The 26,322-nt window shown below is 37.8% G+C and carries 19 protein-coding genes; 14 read left to right on the top strand and 5 right to left on the bottom strand.

All coding sequences use genetic code 11. The features are described from left to right. The first annotated feature begins 137 nt into the window (after positions 1 to 137). The 3 genes from ileS to MR054_RS03635 all read left to right on the top strand — a co-directional run bounded on the left by ileS (position 138) and on the right by MR054_RS03635 (position 4,699). The gene (gene ileS / locus MR054_RS03645; RefSeq protein ID WP_242156214.1) at positions 138 to 3,560 is read left to right on the top strand and encodes an isoleucine--tRNA ligase; all 3,423 of its coding nucleotides are present in this window, start codon (positions 138 to 140) and stop codon (positions 3,558 to 3,560) included. Between the two features lie 4 nt (positions 3,561 to 3,564). Next, the gene (locus MR054_RS03640) at positions 3,565 to 3,939 is read left to right on the top strand and encodes a TraR/DksA family transcriptional regulator (protein WP_242083980.1); all 375 of its coding nucleotides are present in this window, start codon (positions 3,565 to 3,567) and stop codon (positions 3,937 to 3,939) included. A gap of 127 nt (positions 3,940 to 4,066) precedes the next feature. Then, positions 4,067 to 4,699 carry a lipoprotein signal peptidase gene (locus MR054_RS03635; protein ID WP_242156213.1) on the top strand — a complete coding sequence of 211 codons (633 nt, stop codon included), beginning with the start codon at positions 4,067 to 4,069 and terminating at the stop codon, positions 4,697 to 4,699. Here the strand turns inward: MR054_RS03635 and MR054_RS03630 are convergent. The 4 genes from MR054_RS03630 to MR054_RS03615 are packed head-to-tail and all read right to left on the bottom strand — an operon-like array spanning position 4,696 to position 7,537. Next, the gene (locus tag MR054_RS03630) at positions 4,696 to 5,262 is read right to left on the bottom strand and encodes a 5-formyltetrahydrofolate cyclo-ligase (RefSeq protein WP_242156212.1); all 567 of its coding nucleotides are present in this window, start codon (positions 5,260 to 5,262) and stop codon (positions 4,696 to 4,698) included. The two genes, MR054_RS03635 and MR054_RS03630, sit on opposite strands and share 4 nt — an antisense overlap. Before the next feature lie 3 nt (positions 5,263 to 5,265). Then, the gene (locus MR054_RS03625; protein ID WP_242083983.1) at positions 5,266 to 6,237 is read right to left on the bottom strand and encodes a succinylglutamate desuccinylase/aspartoacylase family protein; all 972 of its coding nucleotides are present in this window, start codon (positions 6,235 to 6,237) and stop codon (positions 5,266 to 5,268) included. A gap of 3 nt (positions 6,238 to 6,240) precedes the next feature. Then, positions 6,241 to 7,116, bottom strand: a complete 876-nt coding sequence (gene rimK, locus MR054_RS03620; RefSeq protein ID WP_242156208.1) for a 30S ribosomal protein S6--L-glutamate ligase — start codon at positions 7,114 to 7,116, stop codon at positions 6,241 to 6,243. Then, positions 7,094 to 7,537, bottom strand: coding sequence for an ATP-dependent zinc protease family protein (locus MR054_RS03615; protein WP_242156207.1), 444 nt, complete (start codon positions 7,535 to 7,537; stop codon positions 7,094 to 7,096). The genes rimK and MR054_RS03615 overlap by 23 nt, the downstream gene beginning before the upstream one ends. Positions 7,538 to 7,621: 84 nt before the next feature. On the opposite strand from MR054_RS03615, the gene uvrC reads away from it, so the two are divergent. From uvrC to MR054_RS03565, 10 genes are all read left to right on the top strand, one after another. Next, positions 7,622 to 9,415 (top strand): excinuclease ABC subunit UvrC, encoded by a 1,794-nt coding sequence (uvrC, locus tag MR054_RS03610; protein ID WP_242156206.1) that lies wholly within the window; start codon positions 7,622 to 7,624, stop codon positions 9,413 to 9,415. Positions 9,416 to 9,479: 64 nt separating this feature from the next. After that, positions 9,480 to 11,720: a patatin-like phospholipase family protein gene (locus MR054_RS03605; protein WP_338081502.1), complete on the top strand. Its 2,241-nt coding sequence runs from the start codon at positions 9,480 to 9,482 to the stop codon at positions 11,718 to 11,720. Between the two features lie 179 nt (positions 11,721 to 11,899). After that, complete coding sequence (locus MR054_RS03600) at positions 11,900 to 13,057, top strand: homogentisate 1,2-dioxygenase (protein WP_242156205.1); 1,158 nt, start codon at positions 11,900 to 11,902, stop codon at positions 13,055 to 13,057. Positions 13,058 to 13,139: 82 nt separating this feature from the next. Continuing rightward, positions 13,140 to 14,300, top strand: a complete 1,161-nt coding sequence (hppD, locus tag MR054_RS03595) for a 4-hydroxyphenylpyruvate dioxygenase (protein WP_242156204.1) — start codon at positions 13,140 to 13,142, stop codon at positions 14,298 to 14,300. 131 nt (positions 14,301 to 14,431) lie between these two features. Then, positions 14,432 to 15,238, top strand: a complete 807-nt coding sequence (locus MR054_RS03590) for a DUF3108 domain-containing protein (RefSeq protein WP_420838781.1) — start codon at positions 14,432 to 14,434, stop codon at positions 15,236 to 15,238. A gap of 3 nt (positions 15,239 to 15,241) precedes the next feature. Continuing rightward, positions 15,242 to 16,162: a tryptophan 2,3-dioxygenase family protein gene (locus tag MR054_RS03585; RefSeq protein ID WP_242083990.1), complete on the top strand. Its 921-nt coding sequence runs from the start codon at positions 15,242 to 15,244 to the stop codon at positions 16,160 to 16,162. Next, positions 16,120 to 17,439: a M23 family metallopeptidase gene (locus MR054_RS03580; protein ID WP_242156203.1), complete on the top strand. Its 1,320-nt coding sequence runs from the start codon at positions 16,120 to 16,122 to the stop codon at positions 17,437 to 17,439. Before MR054_RS03585 ends, MR054_RS03580 begins: the two co-directional genes overlap by 43 nt. A gap of 1 nt (position 17,440) precedes the next feature. Next, entirely contained in the window at positions 17,441 to 19,060 is a 1,620-nt protein-coding gene (gene pgi / locus MR054_RS03575) for a glucose-6-phosphate isomerase (protein WP_242156202.1), read from the top strand. Between the two features lie 159 nt (positions 19,061 to 19,219). Then, the gene (locus MR054_RS03570) at positions 19,220 to 21,805 is read left to right on the top strand and encodes a TonB-dependent receptor (protein WP_242083993.1); all 2,586 of its coding nucleotides are present in this window, start codon (positions 19,220 to 19,222) and stop codon (positions 21,803 to 21,805) included. A gap of 94 nt (positions 21,806 to 21,899) precedes the next feature. Beyond that, positions 21,900 to 22,340: a hypothetical protein gene (locus MR054_RS03565; RefSeq protein WP_242156201.1), complete on the top strand. Its 441-nt coding sequence runs from the start codon at positions 21,900 to 21,902 to the stop codon at positions 22,338 to 22,340. 19 nt (positions 22,341 to 22,359) lie between these two features. Here the strand turns inward: MR054_RS03565 and MR054_RS03560 are convergent, their stop codons facing one another. Continuing rightward, on the bottom strand, positions 22,360 to 23,448 hold the full coding sequence (locus MR054_RS03560) for an endonuclease/exonuclease/phosphatase family protein (RefSeq protein WP_242156200.1): 1,089 nt from the start codon (positions 23,446 to 23,448) through the stop codon (positions 22,360 to 22,362). Positions 23,449 to 23,550: 102 nt separating this feature from the next. Here MR054_RS03560 and MR054_RS03555 point away from each other — a divergent pair, with 102 nt between their 5' ends. Then, the gene (locus MR054_RS03555) at positions 23,551 to 26,319 is read left to right on the top strand and encodes a carboxypeptidase regulatory-like domain-containing protein (protein ID WP_338081501.1); all 2,769 of its coding nucleotides are present in this window, start codon (positions 23,551 to 23,553) and stop codon (positions 26,317 to 26,319) included. The last annotated feature ends 3 nt before the right edge of the window (positions 26,320 to 26,322 follow it).

The following is a 26,322-nucleotide window of genomic DNA, read 5'->3' as shown; positions in this document are numbered from 1 at the left end:
CTTAACAGCATTACTTTTTTCTCAAAATTCCTTAAATTCGCAACCTTATTAGAAAAAGGATCAAATGAAGGGAAAACTTTCATTCCTAGTCATTTAAAGTATTGCTAGGGTTTAATATTGAAAGTTTCCATCTGTGAATGAAAGAAAATAATATATACCAGATGAATTTTCCTGAATATAAAGGACTGGACTTGCCAAAAGTGTCGGAAGATATTCTGACCTATTGGCAAAATAATGCCATTTTCGAGAAGAGTATAACTTCAAGAGAAGGACAGGAGTCCTATGTGTTTTATGAAGGGCCGCCATCGGCTAATGGTCTGCCGGGGATACACCATGTTATGGCAAGAGCCATAAAGGACATTTTTTGCCGCTATAAAACCCTTAAAGGCTTTCAGGTAAAGCGCAAAGCAGGTTGGGATACCCATGGGTTGCCCATTGAGCTTGGTGTAGAAAAGGAATTAGGCATTACCAAGGAAGATATTGGTCAATCTATTTCTGTTGAAGACTATAATGCAGCTTGTAAAAAAGCGGTGATGCGTTACACAGATGTTTGGAACGATTTGACCCAAAAGATGGGCTATTGGGTAGATATGGGGGATCCATATATTACCTATGAACCTAAATATATGGAAAGCGTTTGGTGGTTACTGAAGCAAATCTATGATAAAAAATTGCTTTACAAAGGCTATACCATTCAACCCTATTCACCAAAAGCGGGTACGGGCTTAAGTTCACATGAATTGAACCAACCGGGAACCTACCAGGATATAACGGATACCACGGTGGTGGCACAATTCAAGGCCAAGAGCGAAACGTTACCCGACGTGTTACAAGGTTTTGGAGATATTCATTTCCTGGCTTGGACGACCACACCATGGACCTTGCCAAGCAATACCGCATTGACCGTGGGGCCTAAAATAGATTATGTACTGGTTAAAACCTATAACCAATATACATTTGAACCTGTAAATGTGGTCCTGGCGAAGAAATTGGTAAATTATCAATTTTCGGGGAAGTTCGTTAGGGTTGAGAAAAATGCGGATTTAAATGCCTACACCAAAGAAGACAAGAAGATTCCATACCAGATAATTGCGGAATGTAAGGGAACTGATTTAGTAGGGATCAAATACGTGCAACTGTTGCCCTATGCCTTGCCCAATAAAAATCCGGAAAATGCCTTTAGGGTTATCTCGGGAGATTTTGTAACCACTGAAGATGGTACGGGGATAGTCCATACGGCTCCAACCTTTGGAGCTGATGATGCCCTAGTAGCCAAACAAGCCACCCCAGAGGTTCCTCCAATGCTCGTTAAGGATGAGAATGGGAATTTAGTGCCATTGGTAGATTTACAGGGCAGGTTTAGACCAGAGATGGGTGAATTTGCCGGTAAATATGTGAAGAATGAATATTATAACGAAGGTGAAGCACCGGACCGCTCTGTCGATGTTGAACTGGCTATCAAACTAAAAGAAGAAAACAAAGCCTTTAAGGTTGAAAAATACAAGCACAGTTACCCTAACTGCTGGCGTACCGATAAACCCATCCTTTATTACCCACTGGATTCCTGGTTTATTAAAGTTACCGAGGTTAGAGATCGTATGTTTGAACTCAATGAAACCATCAATTGGAAACCAAAGGCAACAGGTACAGGGCGTTTTGGTAACTGGTTGGCCAATGCTAACGATTGGAATTTATCACGTTCACGGTATTGGGGAATCCCTTTACCTATTTGGAGAACCGAAGATGGTCAGGAAGAAAAATGTATCGGTTCTGTTGAAGAACTTAAGCATGAAATGGATAAAGCTGTTGCGGCAGGGCTGATGCAGCAGGCTATATTTGACGATTTTAAAATCGGAGATATGTCCGAAGAAAACTATGCAAAAATCGATTTACACAAAAACATTGTCGATCAAATTGTATTGGTTTCAGACAGCGGCAAGCCGATGTTACGTGAAAGTGACTTGATTGATGTATGGTTCGATTCCGGTTCTATGCCATATGCGCAGTGGCACTACCCATTCGAAAACAGGGATCTGATCGACGAAGGCAAAACCTTTCCGGCTCATTTTATTGCTGAAGGGGTTGACCAAACTCGGGGATGGTTCTACACGCTTCATGCCATTGGTACCATGGTATTCGATTCGGTTGCCTATAAGAATGTGGTGTCCAATGGATTGGTACTGGATAAGAGCGGACAAAAAATGTCTAAGCGTTTAGGCAATGCCGTAGACCCTTTTGAAACGCTGAATCAGTATGGTGCCGATGCCACCCGTTGGTACATGATTTCCAATGCTAACCCCTGGGATAATTTAAAATTTGATATAGAAGGGGTAGAGGAAGTAAAACGCAAGTTTTTTGGAACCCTCTACAACACCTATTCGTTCTTTGCACTATATACCAATTTGGATTATTTCAAGTTTAGCGAAGCCAATTTACCGATTGAACAACGTCCGGAATTAGATCGATGGATTCTGTCAGAATTACATACCTTAATATTAAAAGTGGATGCTTTCTATGAGGATTATGAGCCTACAAAGGCCGCCAGAGCCCTATCGGATTTTACTCAGGACTATTTGAGCAACTGGTATGTACGGTTAAGTAGGAGGCGTTTCTGGAAAGGCGATTACCAACTGGATAAAATTTCGGCCTATCAAACCTTATATACCTGTATGGTTACCATCGCCAAACTTGGTGCACCCATAGCCCCGTTCTTTATGGATAGATTATATTTGGACTTAAATACGATAACCCAAAAAGAACCGTTCGAGAGTGTCCATTTAGCTGAATTCCCTGTTTTTGACGGGAGGTATGTGGACAAGATCCTGGAACGTAAAATGGAAAGTGCTCAAACAATATCTTCCTTGGTTTTATCGTTAAGAGCAAAAGAAAAAATCAAGGTAAGACAACCGCTTCAAAAAATAATGATTCCCGTAGATGGGGCCCAGCAAAAAGAAGAAATTGCAGCGGTGTCCGATTTAATTAAGCATGAAGTCAACGTCAAGGAAATAGAACTGCTTGAGGATGCTTCTGACATTTTGGTGAAGCAGATAAAGCCTAATTTTAAAAAACTTGGCCCTCGGTTTGGTAAGGATATGAAAGCGATTGCTCATGTTATCCTTGGTTTTACGGCAGAAGATATTAACATTATGGAACAAAATGGCAGTTTGGATATTGCTGTTAATGGAAAAAATATTACATTAGAACGCACAGATGTAGAAATTACATCACAGGATATAGAAGGGTGGTTAGTTGCAAACGAGGGGGCTTTAACGGTGGCGCTGGACGTTACGATCACTGATGCATTGCGCAAAGAAGGTATTGCACGGGAATTAGTAAACCGAATTCAAAATTTACGTAAAGATTCTGGTTTTGAAGTAACAGACCGAATTGATGTAACCCTTCAAAAAGATGAACTTATAGTCCATGCAGTGGAGACTAATATGGATTATATTAAAACGGAGACATTAACGGAAGAATTAAAAATTAAAGATGAAATAAAGGAGGGTATTGAAGTTGCTTTTGATGATGTAAATACCAAACTTTTCATTCAAAAACATTAGAGAAATGGGAGAAAATGTAAGATATTCAGATAAGGATTTAGCCGAATTCAAGGCCTTAATTCAAGAAAAAATTAAAAAAGCACAACACGATTTGGAGCTCATTAAAAGTGCCTATATGAACGATCATAATAATGGAACGGATGATACATCACCCACATTTAAGGCCTTTGATGAAGGTAGTGAGGTGATGAGCAAAGAATCCAATTCACAATTGGCTATTCGACAAGAAAAATTTATTCGTGATTTAAAAAATGCTTTAATTAGAATAGAAAACAAGACTTATGGGGTTTGTCGTGTTACAGGTAAACTTATAAACAAAGAACGTTTAAAGTTAGTGCCGCATGCGACCTTAAGCATTGAGGCTAAAAACATGCAATAATTTTAAGTTTTAATTTTATATAAGGACGTCTCTTCTGATAGGTGTTGGAATTGAGACGTTTTTTATTCATGAGGACCAAATGCGAAATGGAATGTTTTGGCCCTGCTGGAGGTAAACGGAGTTCTGAATGTCATTAAAAAAATCTAGTATCATCATCATTATTATTTTATTGATTGACCAGATCAGTAAAATATATGTAAAAACCCATTTTGTTTTAGGCGAAGATGTGCCCGTGTTTAACTGGTTTAAGATTTACTTCATTGAGAATGACGGCATGGCTTGGGGGACCAAAATCAGTGATTTTTTATCGATTATGTCCGATAGAACTGCCAAAAAGGTTTTAACCCTGTTTCGAGTGGTTGCCATTTTTGGTATAGGATATTGGTTGTACAGTGCCACAAAAAATAAAAATCCAAAAATTTTGATAATGGCCATAGTTTTTATTTTTGCCGGTGCTTTAGGCAATATTATTGATTCCGTTTTTTATGGCATCTGGTTTAACGATAGTCATGGACAATTAGCGACTTTTCTCCCGAAAACTGGGGGCTATGACACCCTGTTTCACGGGAAAGTGGTCGATATGCTGTATTTCCCATTATACAAGGGATATTTACCGGAATGGTTGCCTTTTTTTGGAGGTAAGTTTTTCACCTTTTTCGAACCCGTTTTTAATATCGCCGATATGGCTATTAGTACCGGGTTTATTATGCTCATTGTGTTTAATAAAAGGGCATTTCCCAAAAAGGAAGAGAGCCGTTAAAACGCGTAAACGGTATGTGGTGTAACACAATAGTTTAGTTTAATATCGTTTGGATTGAGGTCCTCAACAGCGTCTTCAGCTTCAAAAAAAGAAAGCCCAATTTTGAGGACCTCGGGATTACAAGTGCCTAGAAACTGATCATAAAAGCCTTTGCCATAGCCTACGCGGTGACCCACCCTGTCAAAGGCCAAAAGCGGCACAAAAACCACATTAATGGTCGTGTTCTCAATTTCAATGCCATCAACAGGTTCCGGAATGCCCCGGCTATTTTTCTTTATAACGGTATTATCGGTTAACAGGAAGTTAACCATGGTACCAGTTTTAAAATTGCTCCTGGATATCACTATATGTTTGTCTTTTCCTGAAAGGATATTAAGGATGTACTCGGTATTGATTTCCTTTAATTCTTGTATGGACAAATAGATATGGTAAAAGGAATAATTCCAAATCGGTAATTTTAAAAGTTGGTTGGCAATGGCCAAACTACATTCTTCGATATCCTTTGGGTCTAACTTATGGCGAAGGGCTTTATATTTTTTTCTTAGTTCAGCTTTTTTAACCATGCATCACTTTTTAAGTTTGGTGGTAATATGGAAAAGGGCATCCCCTTGATAAACAATCGGTAATTCGTTGACATTTATAATATACCCTGAATTTGAAGCCCTTACAAAATAATTAAACTTACCATAGGGATCGGTAATATTACCAATAATATCTTCCTTTTTTACTAGGGATCCGACAGGGACCACCGCCTTAAACATGCCGGAATATTTGGCGCGCTGCCATTTACTGTCCGTTATAAAAATGCATTCCTTTTTAGGTTTTGTAGATTTAAAAACTGTTTTTAACATGCCTAAATGCTTTAAAATACGTTTACAACCATTAACCCCTGAGTTGGTTACGGTCTCATCAATATGAAACGATTTTCCGCCTTCGAAAAGAAGTAGGGGTTTCCCTAACTTATTACAAGTGGTTCTGAAGGATTTGGATAAATTTTTGGAATACAATACAAATGGAGGACCAAAAACCTTTGCCAAAAGGTCAAGATTCTTATTGTCTTTTGAATAGCGAAGTTGTGGCGCATTAAACCGACCTGATCCGCCCGTGTGAAAATCGATAATTAAATCGGCATGGGGGACTATTTCTTTCACAAGTTTATAGGCTACTCGACTGGCTAATGATCCACTTGGGCTACCGGGGAAAATACGATTTAAATCCCGTCCATCAGGGAATTCACGTTTTAAATTGATAAAACCAAAAATATTGATGACCGGCATACAGATAACAGTGCCTGTTTTTGGCTTGTTGATCCCTTTGGCAATTAGTTGTCTGATTATTTCAACACCATTAACTTCATCGCCATGAACCCCGGCCGTAAACAACACGGTCGGACCAGGTTTTTTGGAGCGTTCAATAATTACAGGGACATTAACGGGCGAGGAGGTATGCAAATTAGCAACACTAAAATTGACTTCCCTACTTTCACCGGGTTTTATGGTTTGATTAAGGATAACTAATGGTTTACTTTCTGCATGCATACGCTAATGTCGGTTTCTTTCAATATAGGTAATAATGCTTTTTGCAATATTTTTTCCCGTGGCTGCTTCTATTCCTTCTAATCCTGGGGTGGAATTGACTTCTAATAACAACGGACCTCGACCGGACTGTAACATATCCACACCGCAGATAGGTAATTTTAACGCACGTGCTGCATTCATGGCAACGCGTAATTCCGCTTCGCTGAGTTTAACCACTTTGGCAGAACCACCGCGGTGAAGATTAGAACGGAATTCACCTTCTTTTCCTTGGCGTTTCATAGCACCCACCACGTGACCGTCTACCACTAATGCTCTTAAATCGGCACCTTTGGCTTCGGCAATAAATTCCTGGACTAAGGCTCTTGCTTGTAATCCGTTAAAAGCCTCCAAAACGGACTCTGCTGCATTTTTGGTTTCGGCCAGAACCACGCCTAAACCCTGCGTTCCCTCCAATAATTTAATAATAACCGGAGTACCGCCAACATGTGAAAGTACTTGTTCGATATCACGAGAATAATTAGTGAACACGGTTTTGGGCATACCGATACCTGCTTTGGAAAGCCTTTGGAAGCTGCGAAGTTTATCCCGTGAACGTATAATGGCATCCGAAGTAACCGACGTAAATACATTCATCATTTCAAACTGTCTAACTACCGCACATCCAAAAAACGTTACCGATGCTCCAATTCGAGGTATGATAGCATCAACATAGTCTAAATAGCGGTCCTTATAATAAACAGTTGGTTTTTCCTTTTCTATGATGATGTCGCATTTTAAAGGGTCAATAACCTCCATAAGATGTCCCCGGTTTTCACCCTCTTCAACCAAACGCTGAGTGGAATATAAATTGGAATTTCTAGAAAGGATGACTATATTCATACTGTCTTGATAAATGAGAAACGTTTTCTAAATCGACATCAACTAAAAATTTCTGTTTTAAAAATTGTCTGCCGATAAGTACAGGAAACTTCATGTCGTCTCTCGTGCTTAAAGTTAAGTTAATCTTGTACGTTTTTCCAAAAAATATAACTTCAGATTTTACTTTATATCGGTTTTCCTTGTATCCATTGCTGCTTTTAACATTAGTATGCCTGTAATTATGAAATACAATTTCGGTTTTACCAAAATTTTGATGCACTGCACTATTAAAAATGCAGCGTAATGTGTCATTTTCCTTTATGATTTCTGAACAATGAATAGCGGAGGTATAGGCACCGGTATCCATTTTTACATCAATATGGTACAAGCCTAGTTTTGGGAAGTCCACTTTATCTACCCGACCAATAATTTTTTTGCTCATTAGCGTATTTAAAAAGTGGCGCAAGGTAATAAATTAGTTCATTCAAAATACATTAGATTTCAAATATTATTTACCTTTGAGAAAATGGATATCCCAGCTTTAGAGTTACAAATTAAGACCCTACCAAATCAGCCCGGAGTTTATCAATATTTTGATAAGGAAGGTACTATTATTTACGTAGGAAAGGCTAAAAATTTAAAAAAGCGGGTAAGTTCTTATTTTACAAAAACACATGATAGCGGCAAAACGAGGGTGCTGGTTAAAAAAATTGCCAAGATTAAGCATATTGTGGTTGACACTGAAACGGACGCCCTGTTATTGGAAAACAACCTCATTAAAAAACACAAACCGCGTTATAATGTCATGTTGAAGGATGACAAATCCTATCCATGGATTTGTATAAAAAATGAACGCTTCCCAAGGGTATTTTCTACGCGTCGTGTCATTAAAGGGGGAGGGGACTACTACGGTCCATATACCAGTGTTAAAACAGTGCATACCCTTTTGGAACTCATAAGAGGACTTTATAGTTTGCGGACCTGTAATTATCAATTATCTGAGGAAAAAATTGAAGCAGGTAAATTTAAAGTATGCCTGGAATATCACTTGGGCAATTGCAAAGGGGCTTGCGAAGGGTTGGAGACCGAATTGGAATACAACGAAAATATTAAAGCCATTAAACAAATTTTAAAAGGGAATTTCAAGGACTCTTTGCATCAATTTAAAAGGCAAATGCGAGGATTTGCTGAACATATGCAGTTTGAAGAAGCACAAAAGATGAAGGAAAAGATTGAAGTATTAGAGAATTATCAGGCCAAATCCACCATTGTAAACCCTAAGATTAGCAATGTGGATGTGTTTTCCATAGTGAGTGATGAAAGCTACGGGTATATCAACTTTTTACAACTGTCTTATGGATCTATTATTCGGTCTCATACCTTAGAACTAAAAAAGCGATTGGACGAAAGCGATAAGGAATTATTGGAATTGGGAATTACCGAAATTCGACAACGATTTCATTCTAATTCGAAAGAAATTTATGTGCCCTTTAAAGTGTATTTAGGCGAAAATATTAAAGTTACCGTGCCTAAATTGGGGGATAAAAAACATATACTGGATTTATCAGTCCGCAATGCCAAGTACTTTAGGATGGAACGGTTTAAACAAATCAAAATTGTGGATCCCGATCGGCATACCAACCGCATTATGGCACAAATGAAAGCCGATTTGAGACTTAATGACGCACCGAGACATATAGAATGTTTTGACAACAGTAACATACAGGGAACTCATCCGGTAGCCGCTTGTGTCGTGTTTAAAAATGGTAAACCCAGTAAAAAGGACTACAGACATTTTAATATAAAAACCGTTGAAGGCCCGGATGATTTTGCCTCTATGGAAGAGGTGGTATACAGACGGTATAAGCGGATGATGGAGGAAGGCCGGTCCCTACCACAATTGATCATCATTGATGGGGGCAAGGGCCAATTATCGTCCGCATTGAAAAGTTTGGAGGCCTTGAACTTAAGAGGAAAGATAGCTATTATTGGGATCGCAAAACGTTTAGAAGAATTGTTTTATCCAAATGATCCAATTCCGTTATATTTAGATAAAAAAAGCGAGACTTTAAAAATCATACAACAATTACGTAACGAAGCCCATCGCTTTGGAATTGAGCATCATAGAAATAAGCGAAGTAAAAGTGCCTTAAGTACGGAAATGGAAACCATTAATGGGGTAGGCGAAAAAACGGTTGTTGAGTTGTTAAAGCATTTTAAATCGGCGAAGCGGGTCGCTAATGCCAAATTGGATGAACTTGAAGGAGTAGTGGGAAGGTCCCGTGCAGAGAAAGTTTATAATTACTATAACAACAAGTGATTTGAACAGATTTCATGTTAAACCATTAATACCAAATAAGTTAATATAATACCTATACATTAATTTGAAACCAAGCATCACCATAATCATTGTATGTCTTCTTCTTGCGTTTCCCGTAAAAGCACAAGACATCAAGGAACCAACGACACCCAAAGTGGGTTTGGTATTAAGTGGTGGTGGGGCGAAGGGATTGGCCCATATAGGGGCTTTACAAGTCATTGACAGCTTGGGTGTAACTATAGATTATGTGGCGGGAACCAGTATGGGAGCCATAATAGGAGCATTATATGCCGCGGGTTACTCAGGAAATGAATTGGATTCCATCTTTAAAAAGATTGATTTTGATAAAATTATAAATGATGCTCTTCCCAGGGCCTCAAAGGCCTTTTTTGAACGTGGTAATTCAGAAAAATACGCCATTTCCTTACCGTTTGAGAATTTTAAATTAAAATTGCCCTCTGCATTATCGAGAGGTCAAAATGCGTATAACGCCTTGACAAGATTGTTGTTGCATGTTAGTCATATAGAAAATTTTGAAAATTTGCCAATCCCTTTCTTTTGTATTGCTACCAACATAGAAACAGGGGAGCAGGTGCATTTAGAACAGGGCAATCTGGCTCAGGCCATTGTGGCAAGTGGGGCGCTCCCTACCCTGTTTCAGCCCGTTGTAATAGGGGATGAGGTCTTGACAGATGGAGGTGTGGTTAACAATTATCCTGTTGATGAATTACGTGCAAAAGGAGTTGATATTGTTATAGGGGTAGATGTGCAAGATGGCTTATTAGGTAGAGATGAATTAACATCTGCCCCAGATGTGTTGTTACAGGTAAATAATTTCAGAACCATAAATGCCATGAAATTGAAATCTAAAAAGACCGACATATATATCAAGCCGATGATTAAGGATTTTACCGTAGTTTCATTCAATGAAGGCGAATCCATCGTTAAAATGGGGAAGGAAGCCGCCTTGGCTAAAATTAAGGATTTAAAGGACCTAATAAGGCAGCAGGATCATAAGAAAGAAATAGCAATTAAGAGGACAGGAATTGATAGTATTCAAATAAATCAAATACATGTTAACGGAATTAATAAGTACACAAGAGCGTATGTTCTTGGGAAGTTAAAAGTTAAAAGCAAGGAAAAGATAAGTTACCAAGATTTTGAAAGGGGGGTAAATAACCTCGTAGCGACTAATAATTTTGAATCTTTTTACTTTAAATTTGATGAAGCAACACAGGAAGGGATTTATGATTTACAGGCTAATCTTCGGGAATCCAAATCAACAACTTTTTTAAAACTAGGACTCCACTATGACGATTTGTATAAAAGTGCTGCGTTAATTAATGTTACAAAAAAAAGATTTTTATTTAATAACGATATTGCTTCATTGGATGTTATTTTGGGGGATCATGTGCGTTATAATTTCGAATATTTAATTGACAAGGGTTTTTATTGGAGTATAGGCCTTCGTTCTAGATACAATGCCTTTAACAAAGGCATAAATGCGCAACTATTACTGGACGATGGCGAAATTGACGCTACAGGGATAAATAAAATTGATGTTGAATTGGAGGACCAAACGAATGAATTTTATTTACAGACCCTATTTAGAAAGGATTTTGCCTTGAGTTTAGGATTGGAACATAAACGATTGGAGGTAAAATCTGAAACCATTTCCTCCACTAACCCGAATGATGAATTTATATTTGAAAATACAGATTATATCAGTTTGTTTGGAAATGTAAAACTGGATACTTACGACAATAAATATTTTCCTAAAAAGGGAGTGTATTTTAATGGGGATATACATTGGTACTTGTGGGCATCACAGTTCAATAAAAATTTCGATAATTTTTCAATTGTTCGGGCTAATATGGGTTATGCGTTTTCTATGTCCAGTAAAATAGCCATTAATTTGGATGTTAGTGGTGGGTTTAAATTAGGAGATAAATCAACCCAAACGCTTGATTTTGCCCTGGGAGGATATGGCAACAATTTTATTAATAATTTTATTCCTTTTGTTGGTTATGATTTCATCTCTATTACGGGGAATAGTTATGTAAAGGGAGCGGCTTTGATTGATTATGAGTTCTTGAAAAATCATCATATTTCCATAGAAGGTAACTGGGCAAATGTGGATGATGACTTATTTGAAAACGGAGAATGGTTTACCCTACCCGATTATAGGGGTTACGCCATAGGTTATGCGATTAATACATTTATCGGACCCGTACAGGCAAAATATTCCTACTCTACGGAACAAAAACAAAGTATTTGGTTTTTTAATGTTGGTTTTTGGTTTTAAAAGATGTCATAAAATTACGATATTTGTTGCCTATGCAATGGTATTGGAACGATTTATTGCTATTTCTACACGATCTTATCAAGAGAAATCCTGAGTAAGCGGGCTTTTTTTTGTATTTTTATATGTAATTGGAATCTAAGGTTTTAAACCTTTAATATCTAACCTTTAATATTAAAAAAATGCCATTTTATCATAAACTCGGGACTATTCCCCACAAACGTCATATACAATTTAGAAAGCCTGATGGGAGTTTATACTCCGAGCAATTGTTTGGTACAATAGGTTTCGATGGAATGTACACCAACAGTTATCATGAGCAACGGCCAACCCAGGTAAAAGCGATTAAAAAGCAATATAGAGTAGCCCCAAAAATAGCTATTGCCAATAACATTCAGTCATATCGTTTAAGAGGATTTCAGATAAAACCGGAAAGGGATTTTTTAGAAAGTCGTAAAACGGTTTTGGTAAATAGCGACTGTGCCATTGTTCTGGCAGCACCTGAACAGTCAATGAAGGATTATTTTTATAAGAACACGGATGCGGATGAGTTGATTTTCATTCACAAAGGGACGGGTAAATTACGTACCATGTTGGGTAATCTCGATTTTAAATATGGAGACTATCTTTTAGTTCCCAGAGGAATCATATATCAAATAGATTTTGATACAGAGGACAACAGATTGTTCATTGTGGAGTCCCATCGTCCCATTTATACCCCGAAACGTTACCGTAATTGGTTTGGGCAATTATTGGAACATGCCCCATTTTGTGAGCGGGACATTCGCAGGCCACAGGAATTGGAGACCTATAATAAGAAAGGAGACTTTTTGATTAAAGTTAAAAAGCAAGGGGATATTATTGAAATGGTTTATGCCTCACATCCTTTTGACGTGGTGGGTTATGATGGATACAACTACCCATATGCATTTTCCATTCACGATTTTGAACCCATAACCGGACGCATTCATCAACCCCCACCGGTACATCAAACCTTTGAAACCGATGCCTTTGTAGTATGTAGTTTTGTGCCTCGTTTGTATGATTATCATCCGCAATCCATACCGGCTCCATATAATCATAGCAATATCGACAGTGACGAAGTGTTATATTATGTAGATGGGGATTTTATGAGCAGAAATGATATTGAAGCCGGACATATGTCCTTACATCCGGCAGGAATACCTCATGGACCGCATCCCGGCGCAACTGAAAGGAGCATTGGTAAGGTTAAAACTGATGAATTGGCTGTTATGGTGGATACCTTTAAACCTTTAATGGTTACGGAGGACGCAATTAAAATAGTTGATAATGACTATTATACATCATGGTTAGACTAAGATTGGGATTTCTGTATGTTGCTGAATATCGATTATCGATTGATATCAGGACATCGAAATTCAATAAAACAAAAATTTAAAAATGAGCAAAGAGATAAAATCAGTAAACTACGGTTTAGAAAAGATATTTGAAGGGGCTCAAGATTTCTTGCCTCTTCTTGGAACAGATTACGTAGAATTCTATGTGGGCAATGCAAAGCAAGCGGCGCATTTCTACAAAACCGCTTTTGGTTTTCAATCCTATGCCTATAAAGGTCTGGAAACCGGTTCAAGGGAAGCGGTAAGTTATGTTCTTAAACAGGATAAAATCAAATTGGTCTTAACCACACCACTTACGAGTAAGTCATCAATAAATGACCATATTGTAAAACATGGCGATGGTGTAAAGGTCATTGCCTTATGGGTCGATGATGCCCGACAGGCTTATCGGGAAACGACAAGTCGCGGTGCAACCTCTTATATGGAACCTGTTGCAGAACAGGATGAATACGGTGAGGTGGTAAAATCCGGAATTCACACTTATGGGGAAACAGTCCATCTATTTATAGAGCGTAAAAATTACAAGGGTAATTTTTTACCCGGATATGTCGCCTGGGAAAGTGATTATAATCCGACTCCGGTGGGGTTAAAATATATAGATCACATGGTGGGCAATGTAGGTTGGGGCCAAATGAATACCTGGGTGAAGTGGTATGAGGATGTGATGGGATTTGAAAACTTCCTGTCATTCGACGATACACAGATTCACACCGAATACTCGGCGCTTATGAGCAAGGTCATGAGTAATGGCAATGGGCGAATTAAATTTCCTATTAACGAGCCTGCAGAAGGCAAGAAGAAATCACAAATAGAAGAATACCTTGAATTTTATGAAGGAGCCGGGGTGCAACATATTGCCGTGGCTACCGATGATATCATTAGTACGGTTAGTCAATTACGAGCTAGAGGAGTGGAGTTTTTATCCACCCCTCCCGAAGAATATTATAAAGCGGTTCCCGGGCGTTTAGAAGAACACAGTCATCAGCTGAGGGAAAATATTGAGACCCTAAAAAGTTTGGGCATTATGATCGATGCAGATGATGAGGGGTATTTACTGCAAATTTTTACAAAGCCCGTTGAAGACAGGCCAACGCTTTTCTTTGAGATTATTCAACGGATGGGGGCAAGAGGCTTCGGAGCTGGTAACTTTAAAGCCCTGTTTGAGTCTATAGAAAGGGAACAGGCCAAGCGAGGAACGTTATAATGTTAGATCAAACATTATAAGAAACTTCATCAATTAATTTTGATGGAGTTTTTTTGTTTTAATACTTTTGGAACAGTAATTGTAATTTCTGTCAAGAACAAAGACCATTAGTTTACAATGATGCGAATACTATGAATAAGATAAAACTCGGCATATTAATCATTTTTTTTACTCAAATGGGAATTGCCCAATCTCATTTCATGAAAGCCAACACCAGTGAATCTGCTTTTGACTCGGGAGAATGGTTTAAATTCAAGATGAGTTACAGTGGCTTTTTGAAGGCCGGAAACGCAACACTTACACTAAAGGAGTCTACCTTCAAAGACAAGGATGTATACCACGTAATAGGTAAGGGGTGGACCACTGGTATGATTAAGTGGTTCTTTAGGGTAAAGGATCGTTATGAAAGCTATTTCGACAAGCATACCATAAAACCATATCGGTTTATAAGAAATATTGATGAAGGCGGTCATACCAAGGATATCGAGATTGAATTCGATCAAGAAAATAATAAAGCTTTCGTCAACGATAAAAAGCACAATGAAAAGTCGGTTTTCGATACCAGACCAAATATTCAGGATATGGTATCTACGTTCTATTATCTTCGAAATAACCTTGATACAGAGAAATTACAAAAAGGGGATGAAGTAAGGGTTGACATGTTTTTTGATCAAGAAAACTATGGCTTCAAACTGAAATATTTGGGAGAAGACACCATCAATACAGATTTCGGAATTGTGGAGGCATTGAAATTCAGGCCTTATGTTATGGCCGGACGCGTTTTCAAGGAGGAGGAAAGTCTTACCCTGTGGGTTTCAAAAGATAAAAATAAAGTACCTTTGCGCATTAAGGCCGATTTAGCTGTGGGATCATTAAGAGCAGATCTTGAGGCCTTTAAAGGCTTAAAACACCCTTTTAAAATAGTTGTTAATAGATAAAGCATGCTAAAAGAAGGCATTACCCATAAACTTGAAGAAAAATATAAAAGCTTAGGTCAGGATCTTGAGACCCATCTCGACGGACTGCTTTACAGTAAACCCATGAACTATTGGGATTATATACAAACAGATGTGTTGTTAAATCTTCAAGTAACCAGAACCTCCCTCCCGGACGAGAAGGTGTTTATCATGTACCATCAGGTTACCGAATTACTTTTTAAAATGATTTTAAGTGAGATAGAACAAGTGGCTAAAGCCCCCAAGTTAACGGCTTCTGTTTTTGCCGATAAAATTATGCGTGTAAGCAGATATTTTGATGTGCTTACCTCGTCATTCAGTATCATGAAAGATGGTATGGATGTAGAACAATACAATAAGTTTAGAACCACCTTAACCCCGGCAAGCGGATTTCAAAGTGCACAATACAGGAAAATTGAGTTTGCATCCACAGAACTCATCAACCTTATAGACAAGCGTTTCAGGAATACCATTGATAGAAATTCGTCCTACGAGAATGCATTCGAGCACCTCTACTGGCAGGCTGCAGGCAAAGATTATAAAACAGGAAAGAAGTCTTACACTTTAACAGTTTTTGAGGAACGATATAAAGACGAATTTATTAGATTTACGCAATTTTATAACAAAAATAATCTTTGGTCTAAATTTAAAAGTTTACCAGCCAAGGAGCAAACTAATAAAGCTTTGGTTAAAGCCATGCGGCATTACGATTATACGGTCAACATAAAATGGGTAATGGCACATTATAATACAGCTAATCATTATTTAAACATTGGTGGTAAGACAGCCGAAGCTACAGGGGGTAGCGAGTGGGTAAAATATATGCATCCAAAATATCAAAAGCGAATATTCTTTCCAGAATTATGGACAACAAAAGAACGAGACAATTGGGGAACAAATATGTAATTCTAGCAGCGCTAAGCATGGCATTTTATGGCTGCAAAAACGACAAACCAGAACCGGAAATAAAAGAAGATATTGCAAAGGTAGAGCAGCCCAAAGAGGTGTTTGAATTTGGGTTTAAATTAAACGACTTCATTGTGAAGCGTGATACTATCAGGAAGGGAGATAGTTTTGGTGTGATTTTGGAACGCAATAAGTTAGGATATCCTAAAATATTTCATATTGCGGAAAAGGCCAAAGATACGTTCGATATCAGAAAGTTGCAGATTGGTAAGCCCTATACCTTATTGTTCTCCAAAGACTCCCTGGAGTTGCCCGAATTGTTTGTTTATCAGCCCACTAGAGAAGACTATGTCGTTATCTATTTTAAGGATTCCATTCATGCTTACAAACGGAAAAAACCCATTAAATATATTGAAAAAACGGTCACAGGGGTTATAACGAGCAGTATTTCCGAAACCTTGGACGAACAGGGAATTAGCCCGGTGTTAACCAATAAGTTGGCCGACGAAATTTATGCCTGGACTATTGATTTTAATCGGTTACAAAAAGGCGATCGTTTTAAGGTAATTTATACGGATAAGTATATAGACGATACGATTTATGGTGGTATTCATGATGTTAAGGCCGCTTATTTCGAACACAATAATGAACCGTTTTATGCATTTCGTTTTCAAACCGATTCTTTGAAAGGGATTGTCGATTACTTTAATGAGGAAGCCAAAAACCTCCGTAGAGCCTTTTTAAAATCACCTATAGCCTTTGGAAGGATATCCTCACGTTATAACCTGAAGAGACGCATAGCCTATTACGGTTATAAATTACGTCCGCATAAAGGCACCGATTTTGCTGCACCTGTAGGCACCCCAATTCGAGCAACGGCGAATGGAACCGTAACAGAGTCTACACGCCGGGGGGGTAATGGCAAGTATGTTAAGATAAGACATAATGCCACTTTCGAAACCCAGTATTTACATATGAGCAGACGTCATGTTAATGTCGGACAGTTTGTGAAACAGGGGGATGTGATTGGTTATGTTGGTATGACGGGGAATACCGGAGGTCCCCACGTGTGTTATCGCTTTTGGAAAAATGGGAGGCAAGTCGATCCGTTTAGAGAAAAACTTCCTGAGGCCAAACCGATATCCGATAGTTTAAAGGAAAAGTATTTAGATTATATTAAACCCATAAAATATCAGTTGGATAATATTTTTTTCGAACCAGAAGTACGAGATAATAATGAATTCAATGAACCGATAATAAAACAAGCAGAATCGTAATATGGCACTTCCAAACATCGACCCAACACGAACAAAAGCCTGGACCAAACTGAAGGATCATTATAACTTGGTTTCAAGTATAAAAATGAAGGATTTATTTGAACAAAATCCGGAACGAGCAGCTAAGTTTACCATAAGATGGGATGATTTTTACGTGGACTATTCCAAAAACCGAATTACCGAAGAGACCTTAAAGTTTCTTTTAGCATTAGCCGATGAGGTTCATTTAAAAGACGCGATTACAAGTCAATTTTCCGGGGAGAAGATTAATGAGACGGAAGGGCGATCTGTTCTTCACTGTGCGTTAAGAGCGGCAAGATCTGATACGTTTTATGTTGATGGGGTCAATGTCATTCCTGAAGTGTATGAAGTCAAGGAGAAAATTAAAAACTTTACACACAAGGTTGTTAGTGGTACCTTAAAAGGATATAGCGGGAAAGCCTTTACCGATATTGTGAATATTGGCATTGGTGGTTCGGACCTTGGACCAGCCATGGTTGTAGACGCCTTGCAATATTATAAAAACCATTTGACCACTCATTTTGTGAGTAATGTAGATGGCGACCATGTTAATGAAATCATCAAAAAATTAAATCCGGAAACCACTTTATTTGTTGTAGTTTCCAAAACGTTTACCACTCAGGAAACCTTATCCAATGCGACAACCATAAAACAATGGTTTTTAAAATCGGCTTCCAAAGAGGATATTGCGAAGCACTTTGTAGCCGTGTCAACCAATATGGATGCCGTAAAAGGATTTGGTATCGATGAAAATAACGTGTTCCCTATGTGGGACTGGGTTGGTGGACGGTTTTCATTGTGGAGTGCGGTAGGTCTAACCATAAGTTTAGCAGTGGGCTATGACCATTTTGATAGTCTGTTAAGGGGCGCGAACAAAATGGACAACCATTTTAAAAATGAAGACTTTAAAAGTAATATTCCGGTTATCCTGGCCTTAATTAGTGTCTGGTATAATAATTTCTTTAACGCCGAAAGTGAGGCGATCATTCCATATTCCCAATACCTCAATCAATTTGCAACCTATTTACAGCAAGGCATTATGGAAAGTAACGGCAAGTGTGTGGATAGAAACGGAAATCCTATACATTACCAAACAGGAACCATAATCTGGGGAGAGCCCGGAACCAATGCACAGCACGCGTTTTTTCAATTGATACACCAGGGGACAAAATTGATCCCTGCCGATTTTATAGGTTTCGTAAAGTGTCTTCACGGCAATCAGGACCATCAGGATAAATTAACGTCTAATTTCTTAGCACAAACCGAAGCCCTGTTAAATGGGAAATCTGAAGCCGAGGTAATTGCTGAAGGAACAAAGCAAGACATTGTTCCTTTTAAGATATTTGAAGGCAATAAACCAACCAATACCATATTTATTGATAAACTATCCCCCGAAAGTTTAGGTAAACTTATTGCGATGTATGAACATAAAATATTTGTACAGGGGATAATTTGGAATATTTTTAGTTACGACCAGTTTGGAGTCGAACTTGGGAAGCAATTGGCAACCAAAATTTTACAGGAATTTAACAGTGACACTGTTAATAAACACGATTCTTCAACGCTTCACTTATTAAATCATTACAAAAAGAAGGCTTAAAATAAGATAATACCAAATAAAACGGGGTAAAAAACTATTAACGTCAAAAATGTTAATAGTTTTTTTAGTTATTAACAAATGTTAAATTTCTTAACATTGAGGTAATGATAATCAGGTCATTATCCTTAATTTTGTTTCGACTAATTCAAATAATTAATTATGAAAAAAACTACTCAATTTTTATTGGTGGCTGTATGTATTATATGCTCATCAGCCTTGTTTGCACAAAGCACTATTACTGGAACAGTAAGGGATGTAGATCTTAATTCGCCATTACCGGGGGCGAATGTTATTGAAAAAGGCACAACCAATGGTGCCTCTACAGATTTCGACGGTAATTTTACATTAACTACTGAGGCCTCTTCCGGACAAATAGTTATTTCTTATGTGGGTTATGAATCAATTACCTTGTCATTTGACGGGAGTACTAATCTGGGTAGTATAAAATTGGCTTCAGATAATTCTTTAGATGAAATAGTTATTATTGGATCAGGAGTTATTGACTTAGCTGAAGATAGACAAACGCCTATTGCAGTATCCACTATTAAGGCTAACCAAATTCAAGAGAAAACGGGTAATTCAGACTTACCTGAAATTTTAAAATCGACACCTTCGGTACAATCCATACAAGGTGGAGGTTTTGGTGATGGACAATTATTTTTAAGAGGTTTTGATCAGGTGAATACAGCTTTTATGTTAAATGGTCAACCTATAAATAGTCCAGAAGATGGTAGAATGTTTTGGTCTAACTGGTCAGGTGTACTGGATGTCGCCCAGGCCGTCCAAGTACAGCGCGGTTTAGGGTCATCTAAGTTAGCTATTTCATCTGTTGGTGGTACCGTTAATATTGTTACTAAAACGATTGATAAAAGAGAAGGTGGATTTTTACAACAGATGGTTGCCAACGATAATTATACAAAAACGACAGCCGCCTATTCAACTGGAATGTTAAAAGGGGGTTGGGCTTTTACCGCATTATTGGGTCACTGGCAAGGAGACGGATGGAAGGACCATACGGACGGACAAGGACAAACGTATTTTTTATCTATAGGTTATAAACCCAATGACAATAATATTTTTAATTTAATGATTACCGGAGCACCTCAATGGCATGCAGCTGATGGTTTTAATAGCCTTGAGACCTATTTAGAAAGAGGCAGACGTTATAATTTTGCTTATACAGGGGTTGATAGTCCAAATTTATTGAAAGGCGGATTTTATCCAACAGGAAGAAATGTTTATCATAAACCCGTAGCTAATTTAAGCTGGGACTTGACTATTAATGATCATTCTTCTTTGTCATCGGTGTTATATGCCTCTGCGGGTAGAGGAGCATTTGCATCCACACGAACTGGAGGTACTCCTCGTGTTCCACAATATGCCAGAGGTTCAAATAACAATCACAACTGGTATGGTTTGTTGAGTAACTATACCAATCAGTTAAATGAGAACTTTAGTTTAAATGTAGGTATAGATACCAGACTTTATAATGGTATCCACTTTAGAAGTGTTAATGAATTTCTTGTTGGGAATTCTCTTGGTGCTTCAAGTGCTTATAATGGAGGTTCATATGAAATTACGAAAGTTTTCGGCGGCATAAATCCATGGAATGTATTCTTTAACCCTAACGATGATCACAGACAGCGATTACATGGTTCCGGAAATTACGATTATGAAGAGGATATTAACTATTACGGTGCATTTGGTCAATTAGAATATGCCAACGATAATTTTTCTGCATTTTTCCAGGGTTCTGTGTCTACTCAATCCCATGTAAGAACTGAGTATGCCTATGCAGCGGCTGAGGGTGTATCAGAAGAATCCGATAAGATTAATAATACCGGATTTAATGTAAAGGTTGGAGCATCTTACAATTTTAACGAAAATAACATTGTGTTTATAAATGCAGGGCACTATTCCCGTCAACCTTTCCATTCCGACTTGTTTGTCGATGACAGATCTTCAAATCAATTGAATCCCTTTGTTAAAGGAAATCAAAAGATTACTGGATTTGAAGCTGGATATCAGTTTTTGGGTGATCAAGTTTCTGCTAACTTAAACCTATATCATACCACTTGGAATGACAAGATAGACTATAGCTCAAGAGATACGGATAACGATAATTTTGATGATTTATTTACACAAACCAGCCCCTTAAAGCAAGTTCATATGGGTGTAGAACTTGAAGTATTTACTCGTTTTATGGAAGGACTTGATATAAATGGATTCATATCAGTGGGAGACTGGACCTATAAGGGTGACATAACAACATTAACTAGAGATGATACGGGATCTATAATTTCTCAAGGAGATACCAGTTATATAGATGGGGCTAAAGTTGGTCAAGCGGCACAATTTACGGCGGGTATTAGTGCAGATTATGAAATTTTACCTCGCTTTAGAGTTGGAGCTAATTGGAACCAATATGATAATTTATATGGTGCTGCGGATTTTGGTAGTGATGAGTTTGAAAATGAAAACAACAGGGGATCAATTAAATTGCCGTCCTATGATACCGTGGATGCTGGAGTTTCATATAAATGGTTATTAGGTAAAGATGATAAAAACTCGTTACAATTTCGTGTAAATATTAATAACCTGTTTGATGAGGTTTATATTGAAAATTCAAGAGATAACATTCATGTTGACTCAGGGGATACAGCATGGAAGGGTGTTAATGTAAATAACGGCGTTAGATTTGGTTACGGCAGAACTTGGAACGTGAGTATGCGTTACAACTTTTAAGTAACTAATTAGAGTAAAATTAAACCGCTTCTTATGAAGCGGTTTTTTATGCGTTTAAATTATTACATTTGCTAAAATCCTTTAAAATTACACCATGTTATACGAAACCCTTCTTAATCTCCATTCATATTGGGCTTATTTGGTCCTGCTAATCGTTATACTTTCTACCGGGAATGCCTTGTTTAAATCGGTTTCAAGTAAGGAATACAGTGCGAAGGATTTTAGAATATCACTTTTTGCACTTATAGTATCCCATATTCAGTTATTGATAGGATTCGTACTCTACTTTACAACTCCGAGATTTGAATTGTGGAGTGAATTAGGGGGAGGTGTTATGGGAGATGCCATAGCGCGACTTTATCTGGTGGAACATCCTCTGGTCAATATTATCGCGATAGCCTTAATCACCATAGGTTATTCCAAGCATAAAAAGAAATTGACCTCAAAGGCCAAGTTTAAGATACTGTCCATTTTTTACAGTCTTGCACTGTTACTGCTTTTATCCAGAATCCCATGGAATACTTGGTTGAATTAATAGTTTCATAGGAAAGGAATTAATTTGATTCAGAAGTGACCACCAGTAAAGCTGAGGGGGCTTCTTTGATGACCTGAATATACACAGGAAAATGGTCACTATACCCACCCGTAAAAGAGGCGTCGGAAAAACTTCTAAACGGATACCCTTTGTAGCGTCCGGCTTGGGTAATTAAATAATTTTTATTAAAAATACCCGCTCTATAGAAGCGAAAGGATTTACGGTCCTTTTCCAATAGCGGTTTTGTAATAAGAATCTGGTCAAATAAACTCCAGGTATCCTGATAGGCCGTCGTCCCCAAACCTCTTTTATAGAGCTTCTCAAATGGATTATAGATAGCCTTTAACGCCAGACTATTTTTATCCCTTTTGGCTTTTAAAACAGATTTCAGGCTCGAATTAATGGGGTTATCATTTAAATCGCCCATAATACATATCTTGGCGTAGGGGTTGATATGTTGTAATGAATCTATAATTTGTTTATTAAGCCTTGCGGCAGCTTCTCTTTTGGGTCGGCTTTGGGCTTCGCCTCCACGTCTGGACGGCCAGTGGTTCACTACTATATGAATGCGTTCATCATTAAGTTTACCACTCACCAACAATTGGTCACGTGTATGGATGCGCTTTCTTCTAGTATCATCAAAAAGGAACAGTTCGTGTTTACTGATATGGGTCGGAGTGAAAATTTCTTTTTGGTAAAGTAAGGCCACATCTATGCCTCTGGCATCAGGGGAATCAAAATGTACAATGCCATACCCTTTCCCCAGTAATTCAGGGGTATTAACAAGCGCTTCTAAAACAGCAATGTTTTCAATTTCCGAAACGCCTATAATAGCAGGAGCGTTATGTGCAATATCTTTACCAATGTCGGCAATAACCCTGGCCATGTTTCTTATTTTTTTCTCAAAAGCATAAGACTTATTAGATTTCATTTTCATTATGGGGCTTAATTCATCTAATTTATGGGGGTCGTTAATGGTGTCAAACAAGTTTTCCAAATTATAAAAGGCAATAGTATGTATGATATACATTTTCTCCTGTGCATTACCTGTTGTTAACAGGAACAGTACTAAAATAACTAATCGCTCCTTTATTTTACTCCTATTCATAGTCATTTTTTAAATTATTTCTTATTACAAATATAATAAAATCCTACAAATAATTATATTTGTAATCTTTAACCTATAAAAAATTATAAAAATATTTAAATTGTGAATAGAAATGTATGGTGTATGGGGTTTGGGTTTTTTTCGGTATGTATGACTTTTGCGCAATCCACGCTTATTAAAGGGATTGTAAAAGAGGCATTGACTCAGCATCCAGTCATTAATGTAAGGGTTACGATTGAAGAAACAGGCCAAACTGTGCGAACCAACCAATTGGGTGCATTCCAATTCATATCCCATCTCCCTTTAGGAGAACAAACCCTGAAGATTTCAAAAGACGGATATGTTACCAAAAGATACCCCATTGTAGTTAATGAAAATCAAGAGGTAAATATGGATTCTATCACTTTAGAAAAGGATGTGTCTTCCTTAGAGTTATATACCATAATTCTTTCGGACGATGCGCTTAATGAGGATTCTAACAATGCCGATAATATATCAGGTTTACTGGTGTCTTCAAGAGATATGTTTCAAAAAGCTGTTGCTTTCGAGTTTAGTCCTTCCTTTTTTAAGGTTAGGGGTTTGAATTCCGATCATGGGACCGTTTTAATTAATGGTATTGAAATGAATAAACTTTATCATGGGAGACCACAATGGAGTAATTGGGGTGGTATAAATGATGTGATGCGTAATCAAGAGCTGACCTGGGGATTAAGTCCGTCAAGGTATAATTTTGGTGGTGTGCTGGGAACAACGAATATCAATCTAAGAGCATCCCAATCCAGGCCCGGTTTTAAAATAACCTATTCTTCATCCAACAGAAGCTATGTAAACCGTTTGATGGCAACCTATATATCAGGGTGGTCAAAAAATAACTGGTCCTTAAGCCTGTCTTTAGGCACGCGTTGGGGCCATGAAGGGTATCAAAAAGGGACCTTATACGAATCACAGTCCTTCTTTGCCTCCATTGAAAAGAAAATCAATGACAAACATGATATAAATTTTTTAACCATTTATGCCCCAAATAAACGTGGTAAATCGTCACCTAACACCCAGGAAGTTTATGATTTAAAGGGGAGGAGATACAGTGAATATTGGGGTTATTTAAATGGGGAAATTAGAAATTCACGTATTAAAGACGTCAAGGAGCCTATTTTTATACTCAATCATTATTGGACTGTTTCACCTAATTTAAAATGGAATACCAATATTGGATATCAGTCTGGAAGGTTAGGAAATTCCAGATTGGATTATTCCGCCGGGGCAAACCCAAGTCCGGTGTATTATCAAAAATTACCGAGTTATGCCCTGTCAGATCCTGAAGGTCCAAATTATGCCTTGGCATACCAATTAGAACAACGGATTATTACATATGGACAAATAGATTGGTCACGAATTTTTGATGCCAATCTAACTAATAATACTAGCGGTCTAAACGCCGCTTATGGGTTATATGAGGATAGGACTGATGATAAACAATGGACCATTAATTCTATTTTGAGCTCAAAACTTAACGAACATATCCAATTAAATGCTTCCGTTCAATATAAAACGCTAATCTCTGAAAACTTTGCCGAGGTCATTAATCTATTGGGGTCTAATGTAGGGTTATTAAATGTTGATCCTTTTAATCGGTACCAATATGATGCCCAAAATCCTGATCGATTAGTCGGGAAAGGTGAAAAATATAGGTATTCCTATAATCTTTTTGGAAAGGTGATTTCAGGTTTTGGTCAGGGTCAGTTTAACTTTAAAAAAATAGACCTATATCTTGCAGGGCGTATTACCCAAACAAAATACCAAAGAGAAGGTTTGTGGGAACATAGTCGGTTTCCGGGAAGTTCCTCGCTTGGTAAAGGAAGAGAATGGGCTTTTACAGGAATAGGGATTAAAACGGGACTAACCTATAAATTCTCCGGGAAGCATATTTTAAATATAAATACGGGATATATTACAAAAGCTCCGAATTTACAAAACATCTATACTAACGTAAGGGAAAACCATGACGTCGTTAAACATATGGTTAATGAAAAGGTTATGAACGGCGATGTTAGTTACCATTTTAGATCGCCTTTTGTTAAGGCAAAGCTCACAGGATATTATATCACTATTTATGATGCTATCGATGTTAGTGGATATTATGCTGATGGCCTCAGTGCTAGCGGGCGTATTGAAGATAACCGGACTTCTGCATTTGTGCAGGAAGTGCTTCAAGGGATTAATGAAAAGCATCTTGGTCTGGAATTGGGAATTGAGGCTCAAGTAACACCAACAATTAAATTAAAGGGCGCATCTTCTGTGGGCCAATATACTTACAATAACAACCCTAATTTATATTTAACCTCCTCAAGTTTTACCTCAGCTGACGGTACGGTTGCTTACGGGAAGTCCTATTTAAAAAATTATAAAATCGCCGGTGGACCCCAGCGGGCTTATTCGCTTGGGTTTGAATATAGGGACCCGGATAACTGGTGGTTTGGAGCTACCATAAACGTATTTTCAAATGCCTATTTAGATATTAATAAATTGATTCGAACCTCAAATTTTTATTTGGATGAGGATGGGTTGCCATTTAATAATTATGATGAAGATTTGGTCAGTGTCCTATTAAAACAAGAAAAGTTCAATCCGTATATAGTAGGAAACTTGATTGGTGGAAAGTCTTGGAGAATAGGAGACCAGTATATAAGTGCTTTTATTAGTGTGAACAATGTGCTGGATAATGAATTTAAAACAGGTGGATTTGAACAAGGGCGAAACTCAAATTACAAGGAATTGAGAGAGGATCTGGCTGGTCCAAAACAGGTGTTCGGTCCAAAGTATTGGTTTGGTCGTGGGGCAACTTACTTTTTTAATATGAATATTCAATTTTAAAAA

Source organism: Aestuariivivens sediminis (genome assembly GCF_022662105.1).
Classification (GTDB): domain Bacteria; phylum Bacteroidota; class Bacteroidia; order Flavobacteriales; family Flavobacteriaceae; genus Aestuariivivens; species Aestuariivivens sediminis.
Note: the sequence above shows the minus strand (reverse complement) of the source record. Positions and strands in the feature narration are given on the sequence as shown.

Excerpts from the sequence above, each read along its gene's own strand:
- hppD (WP_242156204.1), top strand. The coding sequence starts at position 13,140 with ATGAGCAAAGAGATAAAATCAGTAAACTACGGTTTAGAAAAGATATTT.
- MR054_RS03600 (WP_242156205.1), top strand. The coding sequence starts at position 11,900 with ATGCCATTTTATCATAAACTCGGGACTATTCCCCACAAACGTCATATA.
- MR054_RS03560 (WP_242156200.1), bottom strand. The coding sequence starts at position 23,448 with ATGAATAGGAGTAAAATAAAGGAGCGATTAGTTATTTTAGTACTGTTC.
- MR054_RS03580 (WP_242156203.1), top strand. The coding sequence starts at position 16,120 with ATGGACAACAAAAGAACGAGACAATTGGGGAACAAATATGTAATTCTA.
- MR054_RS03590 (WP_420838781.1), top strand. The coding sequence starts at position 14,432 with ATGAATAAGATAAAACTCGGCATATTAATCATTTTTTTTACTCAAATG.
- MR054_RS03635 (WP_242156213.1), top strand. The coding sequence starts at position 4,067 with ATGTCATTAAAAAAATCTAGTATCATCATCATTATTATTTTATTGATT.
- MR054_RS03640 (WP_242083980.1), top strand. The coding sequence starts at position 3,565 with ATGGGAGAAAATGTAAGATATTCAGATAAGGATTTAGCCGAATTCAAG.
- rimK (WP_242156208.1), bottom strand. The coding sequence starts at position 7,116 with ATGAATATAGTCATCCTTTCTAGAAATTCCAATTTATATTCCACTCAG.
- MR054_RS03570 (WP_242083993.1), top strand. The coding sequence starts at position 19,220 with ATGAAAAAAACTACTCAATTTTTATTGGTGGCTGTATGTATTATATGC.
- MR054_RS03585 (WP_242083990.1), top strand. The coding sequence starts at position 15,242 with ATGCTAAAAGAAGGCATTACCCATAAACTTGAAGAAAAATATAAAAGC.
- MR054_RS03615 (WP_242156207.1), bottom strand. The coding sequence starts at position 7,537 with ATGAGCAAAAAAATTATTGGTCGGGTAGATAAAGTGGACTTCCCAAAA.
- uvrC (WP_242156206.1), top strand. The coding sequence starts at position 7,622 with ATGGATATCCCAGCTTTAGAGTTACAAATTAAGACCCTACCAAATCAG.
- MR054_RS03565 (WP_242156201.1), top strand. The coding sequence starts at position 21,900 with ATGTTATACGAAACCCTTCTTAATCTCCATTCATATTGGGCTTATTTG.
- MR054_RS03630 (WP_242156212.1), bottom strand. The coding sequence starts at position 5,262 with ATGGTTAAAAAAGCTGAACTAAGAAAAAAATATAAAGCCCTTCGCCAT.
- ileS (WP_242156214.1), top strand. The coding sequence starts at position 138 with ATGAAAGAAAATAATATATACCAGATGAATTTTCCTGAATATAAAGGA.
- MR054_RS03625 (WP_242083983.1), bottom strand. The coding sequence starts at position 6,237 with ATGCATGCAGAAAGTAAACCATTAGTTATCCTTAATCAAACCATAAAA.
- pgi (WP_242156202.1), top strand. The coding sequence starts at position 17,441 with ATGGCACTTCCAAACATCGACCCAACACGAACAAAAGCCTGGACCAAA.